Source organism: Lysobacter cavernae (assembly GCF_042648505.1).
GTDB lineage: Bacteria > Pseudomonadota > Gammaproteobacteria > Xanthomonadales > Xanthomonadaceae > Lysobacter_L > Lysobacter_L cavernae.
This window is the reverse complement of sequence record NZ_JBHRXK010000007.1, coordinates 119,279-137,524: the sequence shown is the minus strand read 5'-3', so window position 1 is coordinate 137,524 and position 18,246 is coordinate 119,279. Positions and strand designations below refer to the sequence as shown.

Below are 18,246 nucleotides of genomic sequence, written 5' to 3'. Positions count from 1 at the left end.
CCGGTCAGACACCGTGCGCAACCGCGCTGCGCGGTCAACCGCCCGAATCGGCACCCCGGTCCAACGCACGCCGGACCTCTTCCAGTGCGCCCGGGTCGTCCAGCGTGGACAGATCGCCGGGGTCGCGGTGCTCGGCCAGCGCCTGGATCGAGCGCCGCAGCAACTTGCCCGAGCGCGTCTTGGGCAGCGCGTTGACCACGTACACGCGCGCCGGCCGCGCTACTCCACCCAGTTGCTCGACAACCCGTCGTTGCATGCTCGCCGCGGCCTCACCGGGCGTCTCGTCGTGCCCGACCTGCTTGAGCGTGGCGAACACCACCGGCACCTGCCCCTTCAACTCGTCGTGCACGCCAATGACCGCCGCTTCGGCGACGCTGGGGTGCGTGGCGCACGACTCCTCGATCTCGCGCGTGCCCAGGCGATGGCCGGCAACGTTGATGACGTCGTCAGTGCGGCCGAGGATGAAGGTGTAGCCGTCCTCGTCGCGGATCGCCCAGTCCAGCGAGCTGTACAGCAGTTCGTTGAAGTGGCTGAAATAACTCGACAGGAAACGCGCGTCGTCGTTCCACACCGTGGTCAGGCAGCCCGGCGGCAGCGGCGGTTCGATCACCAGCACGCCCTTCTCGCCCGCCGCGACGTCCTCGCCGCCGTTGTCGTCGATCACGCGCAGCTTGTAGCCCGGCGTCGGCAGGCCGGGCGAGCCGAACTTGACCGGTTTCATGTCCAGGCCCGGCATCAGCGACAGCACCGGCCAGCCGGTTTCGGTCTGCCAGTAGTTGTCGATGACGGTCTTGCCGATGCCGTCGGTGATCCAGTGTGCGGTCGGCTCGTCGAGCGGCTCACCGGCCAGGAACAACCACTGCAGTTTCGACAGGTCGTGTTTCTTCAGCCACGCCGTATCCTGCTTCTTCAGCACCCGGATGCCGGTGGGCGAGGAAAACATGGTGCGCACGCCGTACTGCTCGCAGATGCGCCACCAGATGCCGGGGTCGGGGTTGGTCGGCAGGCCTTCGTACAGCACCGAGGTCGCACCGGCGATCAGCGGACCGTAGACGTTGTAGCTGTGGCCCACGGCCCAACCGACGTCGGAGGTGGAGAACATCACCTGTCCGGCACGCACGTCGTATATCGACCACATCGACAATGCCATCGCCACCGCATAGCCACCGACATCGCGCTGCACGCCTTTGGGTTTACCGGTGGTGCCGGAGGTGTAGAGCAGGTAGCTGGGCTCGCTGGATTCGAGCCATTCGACGTCGACCATCGCGCCGTCGTGCTGCTCACGCAGCGTCGCGTAATCAACATCGCGTCCTTCGATGACACGGCGATGGGGATCGAGGTCGCGGCTGACGATCAACACATGCGCCGGCGGAGACGTCGCCTCTTCGCATGCCGCATCCACCAGCGGTTTGTACGGGATGACCTTGCCGCCGCGCATGCCGGCATCGGCGCAGATCAGCAGCTTCGGCTGCGCGTCGTCGATGCGCAGCGCCAGGTTGTGCGCGGCAAAGCCACCGAACACGACCGAATGCACGGCACCGATGCGCGCACAAGCCAGCATCGCGTACACCGCCTCGGCCATGTTGGGCATGTAGATCACGACGCGGTCGCCGCGACCGACGCCGAGCGATTTGAGCATCGCTGCGAAGGTGTTCACCTCGCGATGCAGCTCGCGGTAGGTGATCTCGTGGGTGCGCTGGGTTTCGGTCGAGATCGCCACCAGTGCGAGCTGGTCGCCGCGCTCGTCGAGGTGACGGTCGATTGCGTTGAAGCACAGATTGGTTTCGCCGCCGACGAACCACTTGCGGAACGGAGGGTTGGAGTAGTCGAGGATCCGCTGCGGCGGCTTGTGCCAGTGGATCGCCTGCGCCTGCTCGGCCCAGAACACCTCGGGCTGCTCGATCGACTGGCGGTAGAACTCCTCGTAACGCATGAACGCACCTCCCACGATATCCGTCGAGGCTAGTCCCAGGACTGGAAGGAAGCGTTACGACCTTGGTAGCAAGCCCCTCTCCCGCGGGAGAGGGGTTGGGGTGAGGGCAAACAAAGCGGGAGAAACGAAACCAAGGGCGCCTCAATGCACCGCCAGTTTCACCTTGACGCTTCGCCAACCCTCATCCGCCCTGCGGGCACCTTCTCCCGCAGGGAGAAGGGAACAAAAAAAGCGGCCCGAAGGCCGCCTTTTTCATTGCAATCTGGCCGTTATCCGGCCATCCCGCAATCACCCCAGCAGATGCGCCACGCCGGCGCGCTCTTCTTCCAGCTCGGCCAGGGTCTTGTCCATCGCCGCGCGGCTGAACTCGTCGACCGGCAGGCCCTCGACGCGGGTGTACTCGCCGTTGGCCGTGGTCACCGGTACGCCGTACATCACCCCGGTCGGGATGCCGTAGCTGCCGTCTGACGGCACGCCCATCGTCACCCACTTGCCGTTGCTGCCCAGCACCCAGTCACGGATGTGGTCGATGGCGGCATTGGCCGCCGAAGCCGCCGAGGACAGGCCACGTGCCTCGATGATCGCCGCGCCGCGCTTGCCGACCTGCGGGATGAAGGTGTTGGCGTTCCAGTCGGCGTCGTTGATCTTGTCCTTCAACGACGCACCATTGACGGTGGCGAAGCGGTAGTCCGGGTACATGGTCGGGCTGTGGTTGCCCCACACCACCAGCTTCTCGATGTCGGCCACGGCGACGCCGGCCTTGGACGCCAGCTGCGACAGCGCGCGGTTGTGATCCAGGCGCAGCATCGCGGTGAAATTCTTCGCCGGCAGGTCCGGCGCCGACTTCATGGCGATGTAGGCATTGGTGTTGGCCGGGTTGCCGACCACCAGAACCTTGACGTTGCGCGAAGCGACCTTGTTCAGCGCCGCGCCCTGGGCGGTGAAGATCTTGGCGTTCTCCAGCAGCAGGTCCTTGCGCTCCATGCCCGGGCCGCGCGGACGCGCGCCGACCAGCAGGGCGATGTCGGCGTCCTTGAACGCGACTTCGGCGTCGTCGGTACCGACCATGCCGGCCAGCAGCGGGAACGCGCAGTCTTCCAGCTCCATCATCACGCCCTTGAGCGCGGCCTGGGCCTTCTCCATCGGCAGCTCGAGCATCTGCAGGATGACGGGCTGATCCTTGCCGAGCATTTCGCCGGAAGCGATGCGGAACAGCAGCGAGTAACCGATCTGGCCGGCAGCACCGGTAACGGCAACGCGGACGGGGGTCTTCATGGGTAACTCCGTGATTCGTGATTGGTGATTAGTGATTGGAGAAGATCGATCGGCATTCGTGATCCGCTTTCGCGAATCACGAATCACCAATCACCAATCACTGCAGCTCAGCGAAGAACTCCTGGAACCGCTGCAGACCCGGCGCCAGCTGCGGCGTCGGGCAGGTGTAGCTGATGCGCAGCGCACGCGGCTCGCCGAATGCCGAACCCGGCACGCATGCCACGCCCTTGGCTTCCAGCAGCACGTTGCAGAAATCGACGTCGTTGCCGATCTTGGCGCCGGTCGGGCCGTGGGTCTTGCCGAAGGCGACGGAGATGTCCGGGAACACGTAGAACGCACCCTGCGGGCGCGGGCAGACCACGCCCGGGATCGCGTTCATCACGTCCATCACCTGGTCGCGCTTGGCCTGGAACTCGGCGCACTTGGCGATCGGCACGTCCTGCGGGCCCGACAGCGCGGCCACCGCGGCGGCGCTGACGATCTCCGGGATGTTGGTGATGTGGTTGGAGTTCATCGTCACGATCGCCTGCGCGACCGATTCCGGACCAGCCATGAAACCGACGCGCCAACCCGGCATGCCGTAGGTCTTGGACAGCGAGTCGATGAAGATCACGCGCTCGCGCAGCTCAGGACGGGCGTGCACGAAGTTGTGGTAGCCCAGGCCGTCGAACACCATGCGGTTGTAGATGTCGTCGGTGATGATCCAGGTGTCCGGATACTTGGCGACGACGTCGGCCAGCGCGTCGATTTCTTCCTTCGAATAGACCATGCCGGTCGGGTTCGAGGGGTTGTTGAACAAGAACACCCTGGGCTTCTTCGCCAGCGCCGCGTCGAGCTGTGCCGGGGTGAGCTTGTAATCCTGCGAGGCCGGGCACGGCAGCAGATCGATCTGGGCGTTGACGATCTCGGCGATGTCGAGGTAGCTGGTCCAGTACGGCGTCGGGAAGGCGATGGTGTCGCCCTCGTCCAGCAGCGCCTCGGCCAGGTTGTAGATCACGTGTTTCGCGCCGATGCCGGTGGCGACGTTGACGCGGCCGTAGCCGGTCAGGCCGATCTTGGCCATGTGCTCGATGAAGGCATCCAGCAGCGCGTCGCTGCCGCGGTTGCTGCCGTACTGGCCGCTGTCCTTGCTCAGCGCGTCGCGCGCGGCGGCGTAGACATGCTCGCCGGGCAGGAAGTTGGGAACGCCGATCGAGAAGCTGATGATGTCGCGGCCTTCGGCCTTGAGCCGCTTGGCCTTCTCGGCAACCTGCATGATCGCGCTGGGCTTGGCGCGACCGATGCGCCGGGCAAGCTGGGGCATCGCGGGAACCTCTGGAAGTGTCGATGTGGGGGTGGCCGTCGCGGTCTGAATTCAGCCGCAATCGAGCCCCGAAATGGTAGCACGCAGCCCAACCGCGACCGCCGTTCGTTGCCAACGAAAACGCCCGCCCCGGCAAAGCCGGAGCGGGCGTCTAATCCAGCCCCTCCCCTGCGACCTCTCAGCCGCCCAAAGCCCCTTTAGTAAAGGGGCTGCGCGACAGCGCGGGGATTTGGAGGCCTATGACGCGGGGCCCAAAGGTTTGCGTCAGTAACCTTATGGGGGACAACCGGATTACCGGTTGTCCAAGGTCTTGTTCCAGTCGGCGACGCGGTCGGCCTTGGCGGCCAGCACGGCGGCGGTGTCGCCTTCGATCTTCACGGACGTGATCACGTCACCCTGCTTGACGGTGTCGACGATGTCCTGGCCTTCGATGACCCTGCCGAACACGGTGTGCTTGCCGTCCAGCCACGGGCAGGCCACGTGGGTGACGAAGAACTGGCTGCCGTTGGTGCCGGGGCCGGCGTTGGCCATCGACAGCACGCCACGCTCGTGGCTCAGACCGTTGCGGGCCTCGTCCTCGAAGCGGTAACCGGGACCGCCGGTGCCGGTGCCCTGCGGGCAGCCGCCCTGGATCATGAAATCGGCGATCACGCGGTGGAAGTTGAGGCCGTCGTAGAAGCCGCGCTGGGCCAGGTTGACGAAGTTGGCGACGGTCAGCGGCGCCTTGTCGGCGGCGAGTTCGATGCGGATCGGGCCGCGCGAGGTGTCGAAAGTGGCGATCAGGCTCATTAACCGTCTCCAGGGGACGTAATCGGGGAGGAATTCCCGCACTCGACGCCCAGATGGCGGCGGTGCGGGCCGTTCACAAGGATACTCCAGCCGCGCTCTCCGGCCCTCAGGCTGAACAGGCAGCGGTCACCATTGACGGGTATAATGTCCGGCTACCTCCTCGCCTGAGCGCCGGTCTGCCGGCCTTTTCCGCATGTCCATTGAACGCCTGCGCAATATCGCCATCGTCGCCCACGTCGACCATGGCAAGACCACCCTCGTCGATTGCCTGCTCAAGCAGTCCGGCACGTTCAATGAACGCACCGTGCTGGCCGAACGCGTGATGGACAGCAACGACCAGGAAAAGGAACGTGGCATCACGATCCTGTCCAAGAACACCGCCATCACCTGGCAGGGCAACCGCATCAACATCGTCGACACCCCGGGCCACGCCGACTTCGGCGGCGAGGTCGAGCGCGTGCTGTCGATGGTCGACTCGGTGCTGATCCTGGTCGACGCGATGGACGGCCCGATGCCGCAGACCCGCTTCGTGACCCAGAAGGCGTTTGCGATGGGCTTCAAGCCCATAGTCGTAGTCAACAAGATCGATCGCCCGGGCGCGCGTCCGGACTGGGTCATCGACCAGGTGTTCGACCTGTTCGACAAGCTCGGCGCCACCAACGAGCAGCTCGACTTCCCGATCGTCTACGCCTCGGCGCTGCACGGCTACGCCAGCCTCGACGACACCGCGCGCGATGGCGACATGACCCCGCTGTACGAAGCGATCATGAAGCACGTGCCGGCGCCGACGGTCGATCCGGACGGCCCGTTCCAGATGCGCATCAGCCAGCTGGACTACAACAACTTCGTCGGCCTGATCGGCGTCGGCCGCATCCAGCGCGGCAAGGTCCGCACCAACATGCCGGTCAGCGTGGTCGACCGCCATGGCAAGAAGCGCCAGGGCAAGGTCCTGCAGGTGCTCGGCTTCATGGGCCTGGAACGGGTGGAAGTCGCGGAAGCCGAAGCCGGCGACATCGTCGCCATCTCGGGCGTCGCCGACCTCAGCATCTCCGACACCATCTGCGCACTGGACACCCCGGAAGCGCTGCCGGCCCTGACCGTCGACGAGCCGACCATCTCGATGACCTTCCAGGTCAACAATTCGCCGTTCGCCGGGCACAAGGAGCTCAGCGGCGGCAAGTTCCTCACCAGCCGCCAGCTGCGCGAGCGCCTGGAGCGCGAGACCCTGCACAACGTGGCGTTGAAGGTCGAGGAAGGTTCGGACCCGGACAAGTTCCTGGTCTCGGGTCGTGGCGAACTGCACCTGTCGGTGCTGATCGAGAACATGCGCCGCGAAGGCTACGAGCTGGCCGTGTCGCGCCCGGAAGTCATCATCAAGGAAGTCGACGGCCAGCTGATGGAGCCGATCGAGCAACTGGTGGTCGACATCGAGGAGCAGCACCAGGGCGGCGTGATGGAGAAGCTCGGCATCCGCAAGGCCCAGCTGAAGAACATGGAACCCGACGGCAAGGGCCGCGTGCGCCTGGATTACATGATCCCGGCCCGTGGCCTGATCGGCTTCCAGAACGAGTTCCGCACCCTGACCCAGGGCTCGGGACTGCTGTTCCACGTGTTCGACCATTACGGCCCGAAGGAAGTCGGCGCGATCGCCAAGCGCATCAACGGCGTGATGATCGCCAACGCCCCGGGCGCCACCCCGGCCTACTCGCTCGGCCCGCTGGAAGAGCGCGGCAAGCTGTTCGCCGCCGAAGGCGACAACGTCTACGAAGGCCAGCTGATCGGCATCCATTCGAAGGACAACGACCTGACGGTCAACGCCATCAAGACCAAGCCGCTGACCAACATGCGCGCCTCGGGCAAGGATGACGCCATCAAGCTGACCCCGGCGATCAAGTACTCGCTGGAGCAGGCGCTGGACTTCATCGAGGACGACGAGCTGGTCGAAGTCACGCCGAAGGAAATCCGTCTGCGCAAGAAGTTCCTCACAGAGAGCGACCGCAAGCGCGCCTCGCGCGCGGCCTGAATCAAGAGTCACGGATGAGGCGTGCGCAGAGGCCCTCTGCGCGCGCCTGACGAGTCAAATCGCGCATGGATACGCACGACCTGATCTGGTGGATTGCCGGACTGGTGCCGGGATTGCTCCTCGGCTGGAGACTGCGGGCACGCCAGCGGGCAACGGCACCACCGTCCGTGCCCGTTGCCCCAACGTCCCCCTCGCCCCCTGTATCGCAACCGCAATCGACGCCACCCGTCCCCGTTGTGGCCGATCCGCCCGCTCCGGCGCCGCAAGCGGAGGTGGTGCTCGAGGCAACGCCAGCGATCGAGCCGCCGCCTGAAGCGCGCGCCGAGTCATCGAGCACATCGCCCTCCGCCTGGTCGAGCGAGATCCAGGCGCTGTTCGACCAGGGGGATACGGTCGAGGCGATCATGCAGATCCGCTCGACCCTGGGCGGCCCGGTTGCACGCAAAGCCGCGCGCGAGCACCTGCGCTCGGGCACCTTCCGCTTGCCGGTGGACGTGCGCAAACTCGTCGACGACGGCAGGAAACTCGACGCGATCCGCCGACTCTGTGACCAGACCCACATGGACATGACGATCGCGCAGGACCTGATCGAAAAATACGCTGCGCGGACCCGCTGACGATGACCGCGGACACCCCCTACGACCCGCGCCCGCATGCCCATCCGGGCCTGCATGCCATTGCCCTGTTCGAGGCCGCCAAGGGCCTGCTGGCATTGCTTGCCGCCAGTGGCCTGGAACTGCTTGGGCCGGCACCGCTGGTGCGCTGGCTGCAGGAACTGACCAGCCGCTTCCAGCTCGATCCCGACCACGGTGCGCTGGCCTGGCTGTCGCAGACCATCAACCCCGATTCGGTGCATCTGGCCGCTGCGGCCGTGCTGGCCTACGGCCTGCTGCGTCTGCTCGAAGCCTGGGGGCTGTGGCGCGCCAAGGCCTGGGCGTCGTGGCTGGGCTGCATCAGCGCGGCGGTCTACCTGCCACTGGATGTCTACGCGCTGTTCCGCCATCCGGGCTGGCTGTCGACGATCGTGCTGATCGTCAACTTGATCGTGGTCGCAGTGCTGGCACGCGACCTTGTGAAGCGCCGCCGCTGATCGCTATGCTCCGGACGCCATCCGCGACCGGGGAATCGCCATGCGCTCACTGTTGTTGCCGGCGATGCTGCTGGCCTTGCTGCCGTCCTGCCAGCGCAATGCGCCGCCGGCACCCGCTGCCACTTCGAGCGCGCGCGTCGCACCGCCATCTGCGGCCCAACGCGCGGACGGTTTTGCTTTCGCTGAAACCGGCATCACCGAGCTGCAGGCGCGCATGGGCCGTGGCGAACTCAGCAGCCGCGCCCTGACCCAGGCCTACTTCGATCGCATCGCCGCCATCGACGACGCCGGGCCGCGCCTCAATGCGGTGATCGAAACCAATGCCGACGCGCTCAAGGAAGCCGACGCGCGCGACGCCGAACGCAAGGCCGGGCGCGTGCGCGGGCCGCTGCACGGCGTGCCGCTGCTGCTCAAGGACAACATCGACGCCACGCCGATGGTCAATTCGGCCGGCTCGCTCGCCCTGGCCGCGCACCGGCCCAAAACCGATGCCTTCCTGGTCGCACGCCTGCGCGAAGCCGGCGCGGTGATCCTGGGCAAGACCAACCTCAGCGAGTGGGCCAATTTCCGCTCATCGCGCTCGGCCTCGGGCTGGAGCGCGCGTGGCGGCCAGACCCGCAATCCTTACGCACTGGACCGTTCACCGTGCGGATCCAGCTCCGGCACGGGCAGCGCGATCGCCGCCAGCCTGGCCGCGGCCGGCATCGGCACCGAAACCGACGGCAGCATCATCTGTCCCTCGTCGGTGACGGGCCTGGTCGGCATCAAGCCGACGGTCGGCCTGGTCAGTCGCAACGGCATCATCCCGATCTCGCACAGCCAGGACACCGCCGGCCCGATGGCACGCAGCGTCGCCGATGCGGCGGTGCTGCTGTCGGCGATCGTCGGGCGCGACGAAAGCGATGCGGCCACTGCCGAAAGCAGCGGCCGGGCCCTGTTCGACTACCACGCCCGCCTCGACCCGCAGGCGCTCAAGGGCGCGCGCATCGGCGTGCTGCGCAAGGCGATGGGCTTCCACCCCGCCGCCGACGCCGCGTTCGAGCGCAGCCTGGCGGCCATGCGCGGGGCCGGCGCGGAACTGCTCGACGTCGAGATCGCCAGCGCCGGGCAATGGAACGATCCGGAATTCCAAATGCTGCTGTACGAGTTCAAATCCGGTGTCGAGAACTACCTGGCCAGGAGCCAGGCGCCGGTGCAGACCTTGGCCGGGCTGATCGACTTCAATCGCCGCCACGCCGGCGAAGAGCTGGTGTTCTTCGGCCAGGAGCTGTTCGAGCAGGCACAGGCCAAGGGCTCGCTCGACGAGGCCGCCTACATCGAGGCCCGCAACAAGGCGCGCCGACTGGCCGGCGCCGAAGGCATCGAGGCCACGCTCAAGGCCCAGCAACTCGATGCCCTGGTCGCCCCGGCCACCGCGCCGGCCTGGCCGATCGATCCGATCCATGGCGACCACTTCCTCGGAGAAGGCTACGGTGTGGCCGCGGTCGCCGGCACGCCCAGCGTGACCGTGCCGATGGGCGAGCACTTCGGCCTGCCGATGGGCATCGTGTTCATGGGCACGGCCTGGAGCGAGCCGCGTCTGATCCAGCTGGCTTACGCCTTCGAGCAGAAGACGCATGCGCGCAAGCCGCCGCAGTTCCTGGCAACAGTGGATCTCGAACCTAAGAAAGCCGCACCACCCGCCAAGCCGGCCTCACCCTGACCACCCGAAACAACGAAGGCCGGCAATGCCGGCCTTCGTTTTACTTGCCACATCGAGTTGATCAGGCAGGCGCGGCGATCTGCGCCTGCTTGCGCACGATCAGCATCGCGATCTCCAGCGCCTGCTCGTAGTTCAGGCGCGGATCGACCGTCGACTTGTAGGCGCGCTCCAGATCGCTCTCGGTCAGCTCGCGTGCGCCGCCGAGGCACTCGGTCACGTCCTCGCCAGTCAGCTCTAGGTGCGCGCCGCCCAGACGCGTACCGGCCGCGGCGTGCAGTTCGAACGCCTGCTCCAGCTCGCTGCGGATGTTGCGGAAGCGACGGGTCTTGTAGCCGTTGCTGGTGCTCTCGGTGTTGCCATGCATCGGGTCGCACACCCACAGCACGCGGCGACCGTCGCGGCGCACCGCCTCCAGCAACGGCGGCAGTTTGTCGGCGATGCCGGTCGCGCCCATGCGGTGGATGAAGGTCAACCGGCCCGGTTCGTCCTCGGGGTTGAGCAGGTCGATCGTGCGCAGCAGTTGGTCCGGCGTGACCGACGGGCCCACTTTCAGCGCGATCGGGTTTCGGATGCCGCGGAAGTACTCCGCGTGTGCGCCATCGACCGCGGCCGTGCGCATGCCGATCCACGGGTAATGCGTGCTGAGGTTGAACCAACCCCAATGGCGCGGCACCTGTCGCGTCAACGACTCCTCGTACGGCAGCAGCAAGGCCTCGTGCGAGGTGTAGAAGTCGACGCGGTTGAGGTTGTGCACCTCGCTGCCGGACAATGTCTCCATGAAGCGCACCGCGTCGCCGATCGCGTTGACCATGCGGCGGTATTCGTCGGCCAACGGTGAATGACCGACCCAGCTCAGGTTCCAGTATTCGGGGTGATGCAGGTCGGCGAAGCCGCCGTCGATCAGCGCACGGACAAAATTCATCGTCATCGCCGAGCGCGCGTGCGCCTTGATCATGCGGCGCGGGTCCGGCGCGCGCGCCGCGGCGGTGAACTCGGGGGCATTGACCACGTCACCGCGGTAGCTCGGCAGGGTGACATCGCCGATGGTCTCGGTGTCGGCCGAGCGCGGCTTGGCGTACTGACCGGCAAAACGGCCGACACGCACCACCGGTTTGCGCAGGCCGTGCACCAGCACCAGGCTCATCTGCAACAGCACCTTGAGGCGGTTGGAGATCACGTCCGAGCTGCAGGCATCGAAGCTTTCGGCGCAATCACCGCCCTGCAACAGGAAGCGCTTGCCTTCCTGCGCTTCGGCCAGTTGCTGCTTGAGCGCCAGGATCTCCCACGAGGTCACCAGCGGCGGCAACGCACGCAATTCGCTCAGCGCCGACTCCAGTGCCGACTCGTCCGGATACGTCGGCAACTGCATCGCGGGACGGTCGCGCCAGGACAACGGCGACCAGTCGGTGGGCAGGTTCACGGCACGGAGATTGCGATCGGGCGTAGGCATGGCGGGAGCGATTGCTGCAATGCGGCGAATCATCATCGGCGCTCGCACGCCGGGCTGCAACCGTTACAGCGGCAACCGTGGCGGCGGGTTCAGCGGCGCCGGAATGCGGCGTAGCCGGCCCACAGCGCCAGCAGCACGAACCAGACCAGGCTCCAGGCCGGCATCGCCAGGCCGAGGAAGCTCCAGTCGACGTTGGCGCACTCGCCCGAGCCGGTCATGACCTTGCGGATCACACCGCTGATCGGCATCGCGTCGAGCATGTAGTCCAAGCCCGGGCCACACGACGGCACCTGGTCCGGTGGCAGGTGCTGAAGACGCACATGGTTGCCGGCGACGGCGATGCCGGCGACCGCCGCCAGCAGTGCCAGCACACCGTAGCCACGCCGCCCCGCCTGACCCTTGGGCGCATGCAGGGCGCCGACCAGGAACACCAGGCCAAGCACGCAGAACGCCACGCGCTGGAAGATGCACAGCGGACACGGCTCCAGGCCATCGTGCAGCTGCAGGTAGAACGCGTAGGCCAGAAGGCCGGCGCAGGCGATGAAGCCCAGGAGGTACTGGGTGCGGAACGAGCCGCGCAGGATCGAGATGGTCATGTCGTCAGCTTACGTACTCGTCGGAGAGCTGAACAGCTGACCGCGCTGGCCGCTGGAAGTTCGCTCGCTGTTACCACGCCCCCGGATTTGACACAGCAAAAAGCCCCGGCGCAAGCGCCAGGGCTTCTGCGTCGGCTGATGGCATCGCTGCCATCGGCCTGCGGCAAACCGCTGCGGATTACTCCGTGGCGGCTTCCGGACGGTCAACCAGCTCGACGTAGGCCATCGGCGCATTGTCGCCAGCGCGGAAACCGCACTTGAGGATGCGCAGGTAGCCGCCCGGGCGGGCCTGGTAACGCGGGCCGAGGGTGGTGAACAGCGTGCCCACGGCTTCCTTGTCGCGCAGGCGCGAGAAGGCGAGGCGGCGGTTGGCGACGCCGTCGACCTTGGCCAGGGTGATGAGCGGCTCGGCAACGCGGCGCAGCTCCTTGGCCTTGGGCAGGGTGGTACGGATGAGGCCGTGCTTGATCAGCGAGGCGGCCATATTGGTGAACATGGCGTCGCGATGGGCACTGGTGCGGCTGAACTTACGGCCGGCTTTCTTGTGGCGCATGACTGGGATTCCTGGTGAATGTTGAACCGTTGAACTTCGCTGTCGCCATCCAGGCGTTGGAGCATTGGACTGCGGGTGGTCCGAACCGACCCTCCGTGGCCGGCAAACCGCAGGCCTTCAGGCCCGTCGGTGTTGGTCTTGCAGGAACCGCAGGCCGCACCCGAAGGCGCGGCCTGCGTAAATCTAAAGCGCGAGGCTCAGCCCATCATGCCGTGCGAGGCGATGCCCGCCGGCGGCCAGTTCTCGAGCTTCATGCCAAGGGACAGACCGCGCTGTGCGAGGACTTCCTTGATCTCGGTGAGCGACTTCTTGCCGAGGTTCGGCGTCTTGAGCAGCTCGACTTCGGTCTTCTGGATCAGATCGCCGACGTAGTAGATGCTCTCGGCCTTGAGGCAGTTGGCCGAACGCACGGTCAGCTCGAGGTCGTCGATCGGACGCAGCAGGATCGGGTCGATTCCACTGGTGGCCGGCTTCGCCGCACCGCGGTCGCGGTGGGTGAAGTCACCGAACACCGACAGCTGGTCACTGAGGATGTCGGCGGCGGTGCGCACGGCTTCCTCGGCGTCGATCGTGCCGTTGGTCTCGATGTCGAGGACGAGCTTGTCGAGGTCGGTGCGCTGTTCGACGCGGGCGGCCTCGACGGCGTAGGCGACGCGGCGGACCGGCGAGAACGACGCGTCCAGCATCAGGCGACCGATGGCGCGGGTCTCCTCGTCCGGACGGCGACGCGCAGCAGCCGGCTGGTAGCCGAAGCCGCGCTCGATCTTCAGACGCATGTTGAGCGCGGTGTCCTTGGTCAGGTGCGCGATCACGTGCTCCGGATTGAGGATCTCGACGTTGTGGTCGGTCTTGATGTCACCGGCGGTGACGATGCCGGGGCCCTGCTTGGACAGCGACAGCGTCGAGGATTCACCGGTGTGCATGCGGATGGCGACGTCCTTGAGGTTCAGCAGAACCTCGAGCACGTCCTCTTCCAGACCTTCGACCGTGGTGTACTCGTGCAGCACGCCATCGATCTCGACTTCCGTGATTGCGAAGCCCGGGATCGACGACAGCAGCACGCGGCGCAGCGCATTGCCGAGCGTATGGCCATAGCCACGCTCCAGCGGCTCGATCACGACCTTGGCACGGTTGCCCGTGAGGCGTTCGATCTGGGGGCCGCGCGGACGCAGCACCTGGTTTGCGGTAACCGTCATGTTCTGGCGTCTCCTGGATTACTTCGAGTACAGCTCGACGATCAGCGCTTCGTTGATGTCAGCCGGCAGGTCAGCACGATCCGGAACAGCCTTGAACACGCCGCTGAACTTCTTGCTGTCGACTTCAACCCACGACGGCGAGAGGTCCATCTGCGTGGCCACGGTCAGGGATTCCTGCACGCGGAGCTGCTTCTGGGCGCGTTCGGCCAACGCGATCGCGTCGCCGGCCTTGACCTGGTACGACGGCAGATTGACCGGCTTGCCGTTGACCGTGACACCGCGGTGCGAAACCAGCTGGCGCGCGGCCGGGCGGGTCACTGCGAAGCCCATGCGGTAGACGACGTTGTCAAGACGGGTCTCGAGGAGCTGCAGCAGGTTTTCACCCGTGTTGCCCTTCTTGGTCGAGGCCTTCTTGTAGTAGTTGCGGAACTGGCGCTCCAGCAGACCGTAGATACGCTTGACCTTCTGCTTCTCGCGCAGCTGGGTGGCGTAATCGGACAGCTTGCCCTTGCGGGCGGTGGGGCCATGCTGGCCGGGCTTCTGCTCGAGTTTGCACTTCGAGTCCAGCGCACGGGCGGACGACTTCAGGCCGAGGTCGGCGCCTTCGCGACGGGCGAGCTTACAGGTGGGACCAATATAACGAGCCATTTTTCTTCAGCTCCTCAGACGCGACGCTTCTTCGGCGGACGGCACCCGTTGTGCGGGATTGGCGTCACGTCGATGATGTTCATGATCTTGTAACCGACGTTGTTCAACGAACGAACGGCGGACTCACGACCCGGACCCGGGCCCTTGATGCGCACTTCCAGCGACTTCACGCCGTAGTCGAGCGCAGCACGGCCGGCCTTTTCGGCAGCCACCTGGGCGGCGAACGGGGTCGACTTGCGCGAGCCGCGGAAACCCGCGCCACCCGAAGTCGCCCACGACAGCGCGTTGCCCTGGCGGTCGGTGATCGTGATGATGGTGTTGTTGAAAGAAGCGTGGACGTGGGCGATACCGTCGGTGACGACCCGCTTGATCTTCTTCTTGGTTTTGGCAGCAGCCGGCTTAGCCATGATCTATTCCTTACTTCCGGATGGCTTTGCGCGGACCCTTGCGGGTACGGGCATTGGTACGCGTGCGCTGGCCGCGCAGCGGCAGGCCGCGACGGTGACGCAGGCCGCGGTAGCAGGCCAAGTCCATCAAACGCTTGATGGCGATGCCGATCTCGCGACGCAGGTCGCCTTCGACAACGAACTTGCCGACTTCGGCGCGCAGGCGCTCGACTTCCGGCTCGGACAGGTCACGGATCTTGGTCGACGAATTCACGCCGGCCGAATCGCAGACCTTCTTCGAACGAGTACGGCCGATGCCGTAGATGCTTTGCAGCCCGACCCAGACGTGCTTCTGGGCAGGCAAGTTGACGCCCGCAATACGCGCCATAACGCGATCTCCAACTGATTGGCGGCCAGGACGGATAATCCCGGCAGAGTGAACTGGAAAGTTTAACAAAGTCTCGGGTTAATAGGAAGCCCTGCCGTACCCTAAGGCACGGCAGAACCCGGCATGGGGAGTGTGCCCATGCTCCGGCGACGAACCCGGACTGCCTAGGTAGACGCGGCGAACCGCCCTACCCGGCACCGCGCGCTACTCTGGCACGCGGATCGGTCCTGGCTCACTCACGCGCGAGACGCCGCGTGAGCCGCCCATCGTGTCGTCAAGCCGCCGGAGATACCCGCGGGAGACGTTGGAATTGCATCTTACCCGCGCGACAGACCGCGCGAGCCGCCTTTCAAGTTCGCTTTCTTCAGCAGGCTTTCGTACTGATGCGACATCAGGTGAGCCTGGATCTGGGCGATGAAGTCCATGACCACCACCACCACGATCAACAGTGAGGTGCCACCGAAGTAGAACGAGGTGCCCATCTGGGTACGCATGACTTCCGGCAACAGGCAGACCAGCACCAGGTAGACCGCACCGGCCGCGGTGAGGCGGGTCAGCACGCCATCGACGTAATCGGCGGTGGCCTTGCCCGGACGGATGCCCGGAATCAGCGCGCCCGACTTCTTGAGATTGTCGGCCGTTTCCTGCGAGTTGAACACCAGCGCCGTGTAGAAGAACGCGAAACCGGTGATCAGCGCCGCATACAGGATCATGTGCAACGGCTCACCCGGGTTCAACCACTGGCTGACGCGCTGCAGCCACGAACCCGAATTGCCCTGGCTGAACCAGGTCGCCGCCGTCGCCGGGAACATCACGATGCTCGAGGCAAAGATGGCCGGGATCACACCCGCCATGTTGAGCTTGAGCGGCAGGAACGACGACTGGTTCATGTAGGCGTTGCGGCCGCCCTGGCGCCGGGCGTAGTTCACCGTGATGCGGCGCTGGCCGCGCTCGACGAACACCACCAGGTAGGTGAAGCCCAGCACGATGGCCACCACCGCGATCGCGGTCAGCGCGCTCATGTCGCCATTGCGAATCTGCTCGAACATGCCAATCACGGCCGCCGGCAGGCCCGCGACGATGCCGGCGAAGATGATCAGGGAAACGCCGTTGCCGATGCCGCGCTCGGTGACCTGCTCACCGATCCACATCAGGAACATCGTACCGGCAGTCAATGCGATCACCGCGGTCAGGATGAAGCCTGGACCGGGGTTGTAGACCACCTCGATGCCCTGGCTGGCGCCGCCGGCCTGCAGGGCCGTGGCGATACCCCAGGCCTGGAACACTGCCAGCGGAATCGCCCCCATGCGCGACCACTGGTTGATCTTGCGCCGGCCCGACTCGCCTTCCTTCTGGATGGCCTTCAGGCTAGGCACGATCTGCACCAGCAACTGCACGATGATCGACGCCGAGATATACGGCATCACGTTCAGCGCAAACAGACTGAAGCGATGCAGGGCACCACCCGAGAACATGTTGAACATGTCCACGATGGTGCCCTTCTGCGTCTCCATCAACTGGAGCATCGCTTCCGGATTGACGCCCGGCACCGGGATGTAGCAACCGATGCGGTAGACGATCAAGGCACCGACGACGAACAGCAGGCGCTGGCGCAACTCGGTGAACTTACCGAGTCCGCCACCGATTCCGGCAACCGCGTTGCTACCGCTGCGCGCCATCTAGTGCTTACTCCTCGACCTTGCCGCCAGCCGCTTCGATAGCGGCCTTGGCGCCGGCCGTGGCCAGCACGCCCTTGAGCACGAACTTCTTGCTCAGCTCGCCCTTCTTCACGATCTTGGCCTGCTTGGCGGTGCTCGGCACCAGCTTGGCAGCCTTGAGCGCGGCGAAATCGATCTCGCCGGCTTCCAGCTTGTCCAGTTGGTACAGCAGCACTTCGGCCGTGTCCTTGGACAGCTTGGAGCGGAAGCCGATCTTCGGCAGACGACGCTGCATCGGCATCTGGCCGCCTTCAAAGCCCGGCTTGATCTTGCCCTTGCCCGAGCGCGCGAACGAACCCTTGTGGCCGCGACCTGCGGTCTTGCCGAGGCCGGAACCGATACCGCGACCGACGCGCTTGCGATCTGCGCGGGCGCCGTCGGCGGGCTGGAGAGTGTTAAGACGCATGATTGATTACTCCTCGACTCGGACGAGGTAGTGGAGCTGATTGATCAGGCCGCGCACCTGCGGGCTGTCCTTCAGTTCACGCACGTCGTTGAGCTTGTTCAGGCCCAGCGCACGCACCGACAGGCGGTGACGCGACTGGGTGCCACGCAGACCCTTGACCAGGCGCACCTTGACGGTGCCGCCATTGACGGCTTCGTTCTTAGCCATGGATCAGGTCCTCCACCTTCTTGCCACGCTTCGCGGCGATCTTGGCCGGCGAATGCATGTCGGTCAGGCCCTTCAGGGTGGCACGGACCAGGTTGATCGGGTTACGCGAACCGGTGGCCTTGGCCAGCACGTTCTTGACGCCGACCGCTTCCAGCACGGCGCGCATCGCGCCGCCGGCGATCACGCCGGTACCTTCCGACGCCGGCTGCATGAACACATGCGCTGCACCGTGACCCGACTTGACGGCGTGCCACAGGGTGCCGTTGTTCAGGTCGACGTTGTTCATGCTCTTGCGGGCGTACTCCATCGACTTCTGGATTGCGACCGGCACTTCACGCGCCTTGCCGTAGCCGAAGCCGACCTTGCCGTTGCCGTCACCCACCACCGTCAGTGCGGTGAAGGTGAACTGGCGGCCGCCCTTGACGGTCTTGCTGACGCGGTTGACCGCGATCAGCTTTTCGATCATGCCGTCGTCGATCTCTTCGCGGTTGCGGTCGCGACCCCGCGGTGCACGTTGCTCTTCAGCCATTTCGGTATCTCGTTGATTAAAGGGATTTGCGGCGTCGCCGCTTATGATTGTGAT

At 65.6% G+C, this 18,246-nt stretch carries 19 protein-coding genes; 4 read left to right on the top strand and 15 right to left on the bottom strand.

Annotated features, from left to right (window positions below):
• Positions 1-34: 34 nt before the first annotated feature.
• From prpE to ACFOLC_RS14060, 4 genes are all read right to left on the bottom strand, one after another.
• The gene (prpE, locus tag ACFOLC_RS14075; protein WP_386759886.1) at positions 35-1,933 is read right to left on the bottom strand and encodes a propionate--CoA ligase; all 1,899 of its coding nucleotides are present in this window, start codon (positions 1,931-1,933) and stop codon (positions 35-37) included.
• Positions 1,934-2,221: 288 nt separating this feature from the next.
• Positions 2,222-3,208: a malate dehydrogenase gene (locus ACFOLC_RS14070; protein ID WP_386759885.1), complete on the bottom strand. Its 987-nt coding sequence runs from the start codon at positions 3,206-3,208 to the stop codon at positions 2,222-2,224.
• Positions 3,209-3,305: 97 nt separating this feature from the next.
• The gene (locus tag ACFOLC_RS14065) at positions 3,306-4,511 is read right to left on the bottom strand and encodes a pyridoxal phosphate-dependent aminotransferase (protein WP_386759884.1); all 1,206 of its coding nucleotides are present in this window, start codon (positions 4,509-4,511) and stop codon (positions 3,306-3,308) included.
• Between the two features lie 291 nt (positions 4,512-4,802).
• Positions 4,803-5,300, bottom strand: a complete 498-nt coding sequence (locus tag ACFOLC_RS14060) for a peptidylprolyl isomerase (RefSeq protein ID WP_386759883.1) — start codon at positions 5,298-5,300, stop codon at positions 4,803-4,805.
• Between the two features lie 193 nt (positions 5,301-5,493).
• On the opposite strand from ACFOLC_RS14060, the gene typA reads away from it, so the two are divergent.
• The 4 genes from typA (at position 5,494) to ACFOLC_RS14040 (ending at position 10,115) form a co-directional block, all read left to right on the top strand.
• Complete coding sequence (gene typA / locus ACFOLC_RS14055) at positions 5,494-7,323, top strand: translational GTPase TypA (RefSeq protein WP_386759882.1); 1,830 nt, start codon at positions 5,494-5,496, stop codon at positions 7,321-7,323.
• A gap of 65 nt (positions 7,324-7,388) precedes the next feature.
• On the top strand, positions 7,389-7,940 hold the full coding sequence (locus tag ACFOLC_RS14050) for a hypothetical protein (RefSeq protein ID WP_386759881.1): 552 nt from the start codon (positions 7,389-7,391) through the stop codon (positions 7,938-7,940).
• A 2-nt stretch (positions 7,941-7,942) separates the two neighbouring features.
• On the top strand, positions 7,943-8,413 hold the full coding sequence (locus ACFOLC_RS14045) for a DUF2127 domain-containing protein (protein ID WP_386759880.1): 471 nt from the start codon (positions 7,943-7,945) through the stop codon (positions 8,411-8,413).
• 40 nt (positions 8,414-8,453) lie between these two features.
• Entirely contained in the window at positions 8,454-10,115 is a 1,662-nt protein-coding gene (locus tag ACFOLC_RS14040) for an amidase (RefSeq protein WP_386759879.1), read from the top strand.
• 61 nt (positions 10,116-10,176) lie between these two features.
• Here ACFOLC_RS14040 and ACFOLC_RS14035 read toward each other — a convergent pair whose 3' ends face one another.
• The 11 genes from ACFOLC_RS14035 to rpsE form a co-directional block, all read right to left on the bottom strand.
• A complete protein-coding gene (locus ACFOLC_RS14035) occupies positions 10,177-11,565 on the bottom strand; it encodes a class II 3-deoxy-7-phosphoheptulonate synthase (RefSeq protein ID WP_386759878.1) in 1,389 nt (462 codons plus the stop codon).
• 89 nt (positions 11,566-11,654) lie between these two features.
• Positions 11,655-12,155 carry a disulfide bond formation protein B gene (locus tag ACFOLC_RS14030; RefSeq protein ID WP_386759904.1) on the bottom strand — a complete coding sequence of 167 codons (501 nt, stop codon included), beginning with the start codon at positions 12,153-12,155 and terminating at the stop codon, positions 11,655-11,657.
• Positions 12,156-12,339: 184 nt separating this feature from the next.
• Positions 12,340-12,714 (bottom strand): 50S ribosomal protein L17, encoded by a 375-nt coding sequence (gene rplQ / locus ACFOLC_RS14025; protein ID WP_386759877.1) that lies wholly within the window; start codon positions 12,712-12,714, stop codon positions 12,340-12,342.
• A 197-nt stretch (positions 12,715-12,911) separates the two neighbouring features.
• Positions 12,912-13,910, bottom strand: coding sequence for a DNA-directed RNA polymerase subunit alpha (locus ACFOLC_RS14020; RefSeq protein ID WP_386759876.1), 999 nt, complete (start codon positions 13,908-13,910; stop codon positions 12,912-12,914).
• 18 nt (positions 13,911-13,928) lie between these two features.
• Entirely contained in the window at positions 13,929-14,558 is a 630-nt protein-coding gene (rpsD, locus tag ACFOLC_RS14015) for a 30S ribosomal protein S4 (RefSeq protein ID WP_386759875.1), read from the bottom strand.
• 14 nt (positions 14,559-14,572) lie between these two features.
• Positions 14,573-14,965 carry a 30S ribosomal protein S11 gene (gene rpsK / locus ACFOLC_RS14010; protein WP_055902370.1) on the bottom strand — a complete coding sequence of 131 codons (393 nt, stop codon included), beginning with the start codon at positions 14,963-14,965 and terminating at the stop codon, positions 14,573-14,575.
• A 10-nt stretch (positions 14,966-14,975) separates the two neighbouring features.
• Positions 14,976-15,332, bottom strand: coding sequence for a 30S ribosomal protein S13 (gene rpsM / locus ACFOLC_RS14005; protein ID WP_386759874.1), 357 nt, complete (start codon positions 15,330-15,332; stop codon positions 14,976-14,978).
• Between the two features lie 317 nt (positions 15,333-15,649).
• Positions 15,650-17,011 carry a preprotein translocase subunit SecY gene (gene secY / locus ACFOLC_RS14000; protein ID WP_386759873.1) on the bottom strand — a complete coding sequence of 454 codons (1,362 nt, stop codon included), beginning with the start codon at positions 17,009-17,011 and terminating at the stop codon, positions 15,650-15,652.
• A gap of 7 nt (positions 17,012-17,018) precedes the next feature.
• Complete coding sequence (gene rplO, locus ACFOLC_RS13995) at positions 17,019-17,456, bottom strand: 50S ribosomal protein L15 (protein WP_386759872.1); 438 nt, start codon at positions 17,454-17,456, stop codon at positions 17,019-17,021.
• A gap of 6 nt (positions 17,457-17,462) precedes the next feature.
• Entirely contained in the window at positions 17,463-17,663 is a 201-nt protein-coding gene (gene rpmD / locus ACFOLC_RS13990; RefSeq protein ID WP_386759871.1) for a 50S ribosomal protein L30, read from the bottom strand.
• Entirely contained in the window at positions 17,656-18,192 is a 537-nt protein-coding gene (gene rpsE / locus ACFOLC_RS13985) for a 30S ribosomal protein S5 (RefSeq protein WP_386759870.1), read from the bottom strand. The genes rpmD and rpsE overlap by 8 nt, the downstream gene beginning before the upstream one ends.
• Between the last annotated feature and the right edge of the window lie 54 nt (positions 18,193-18,246).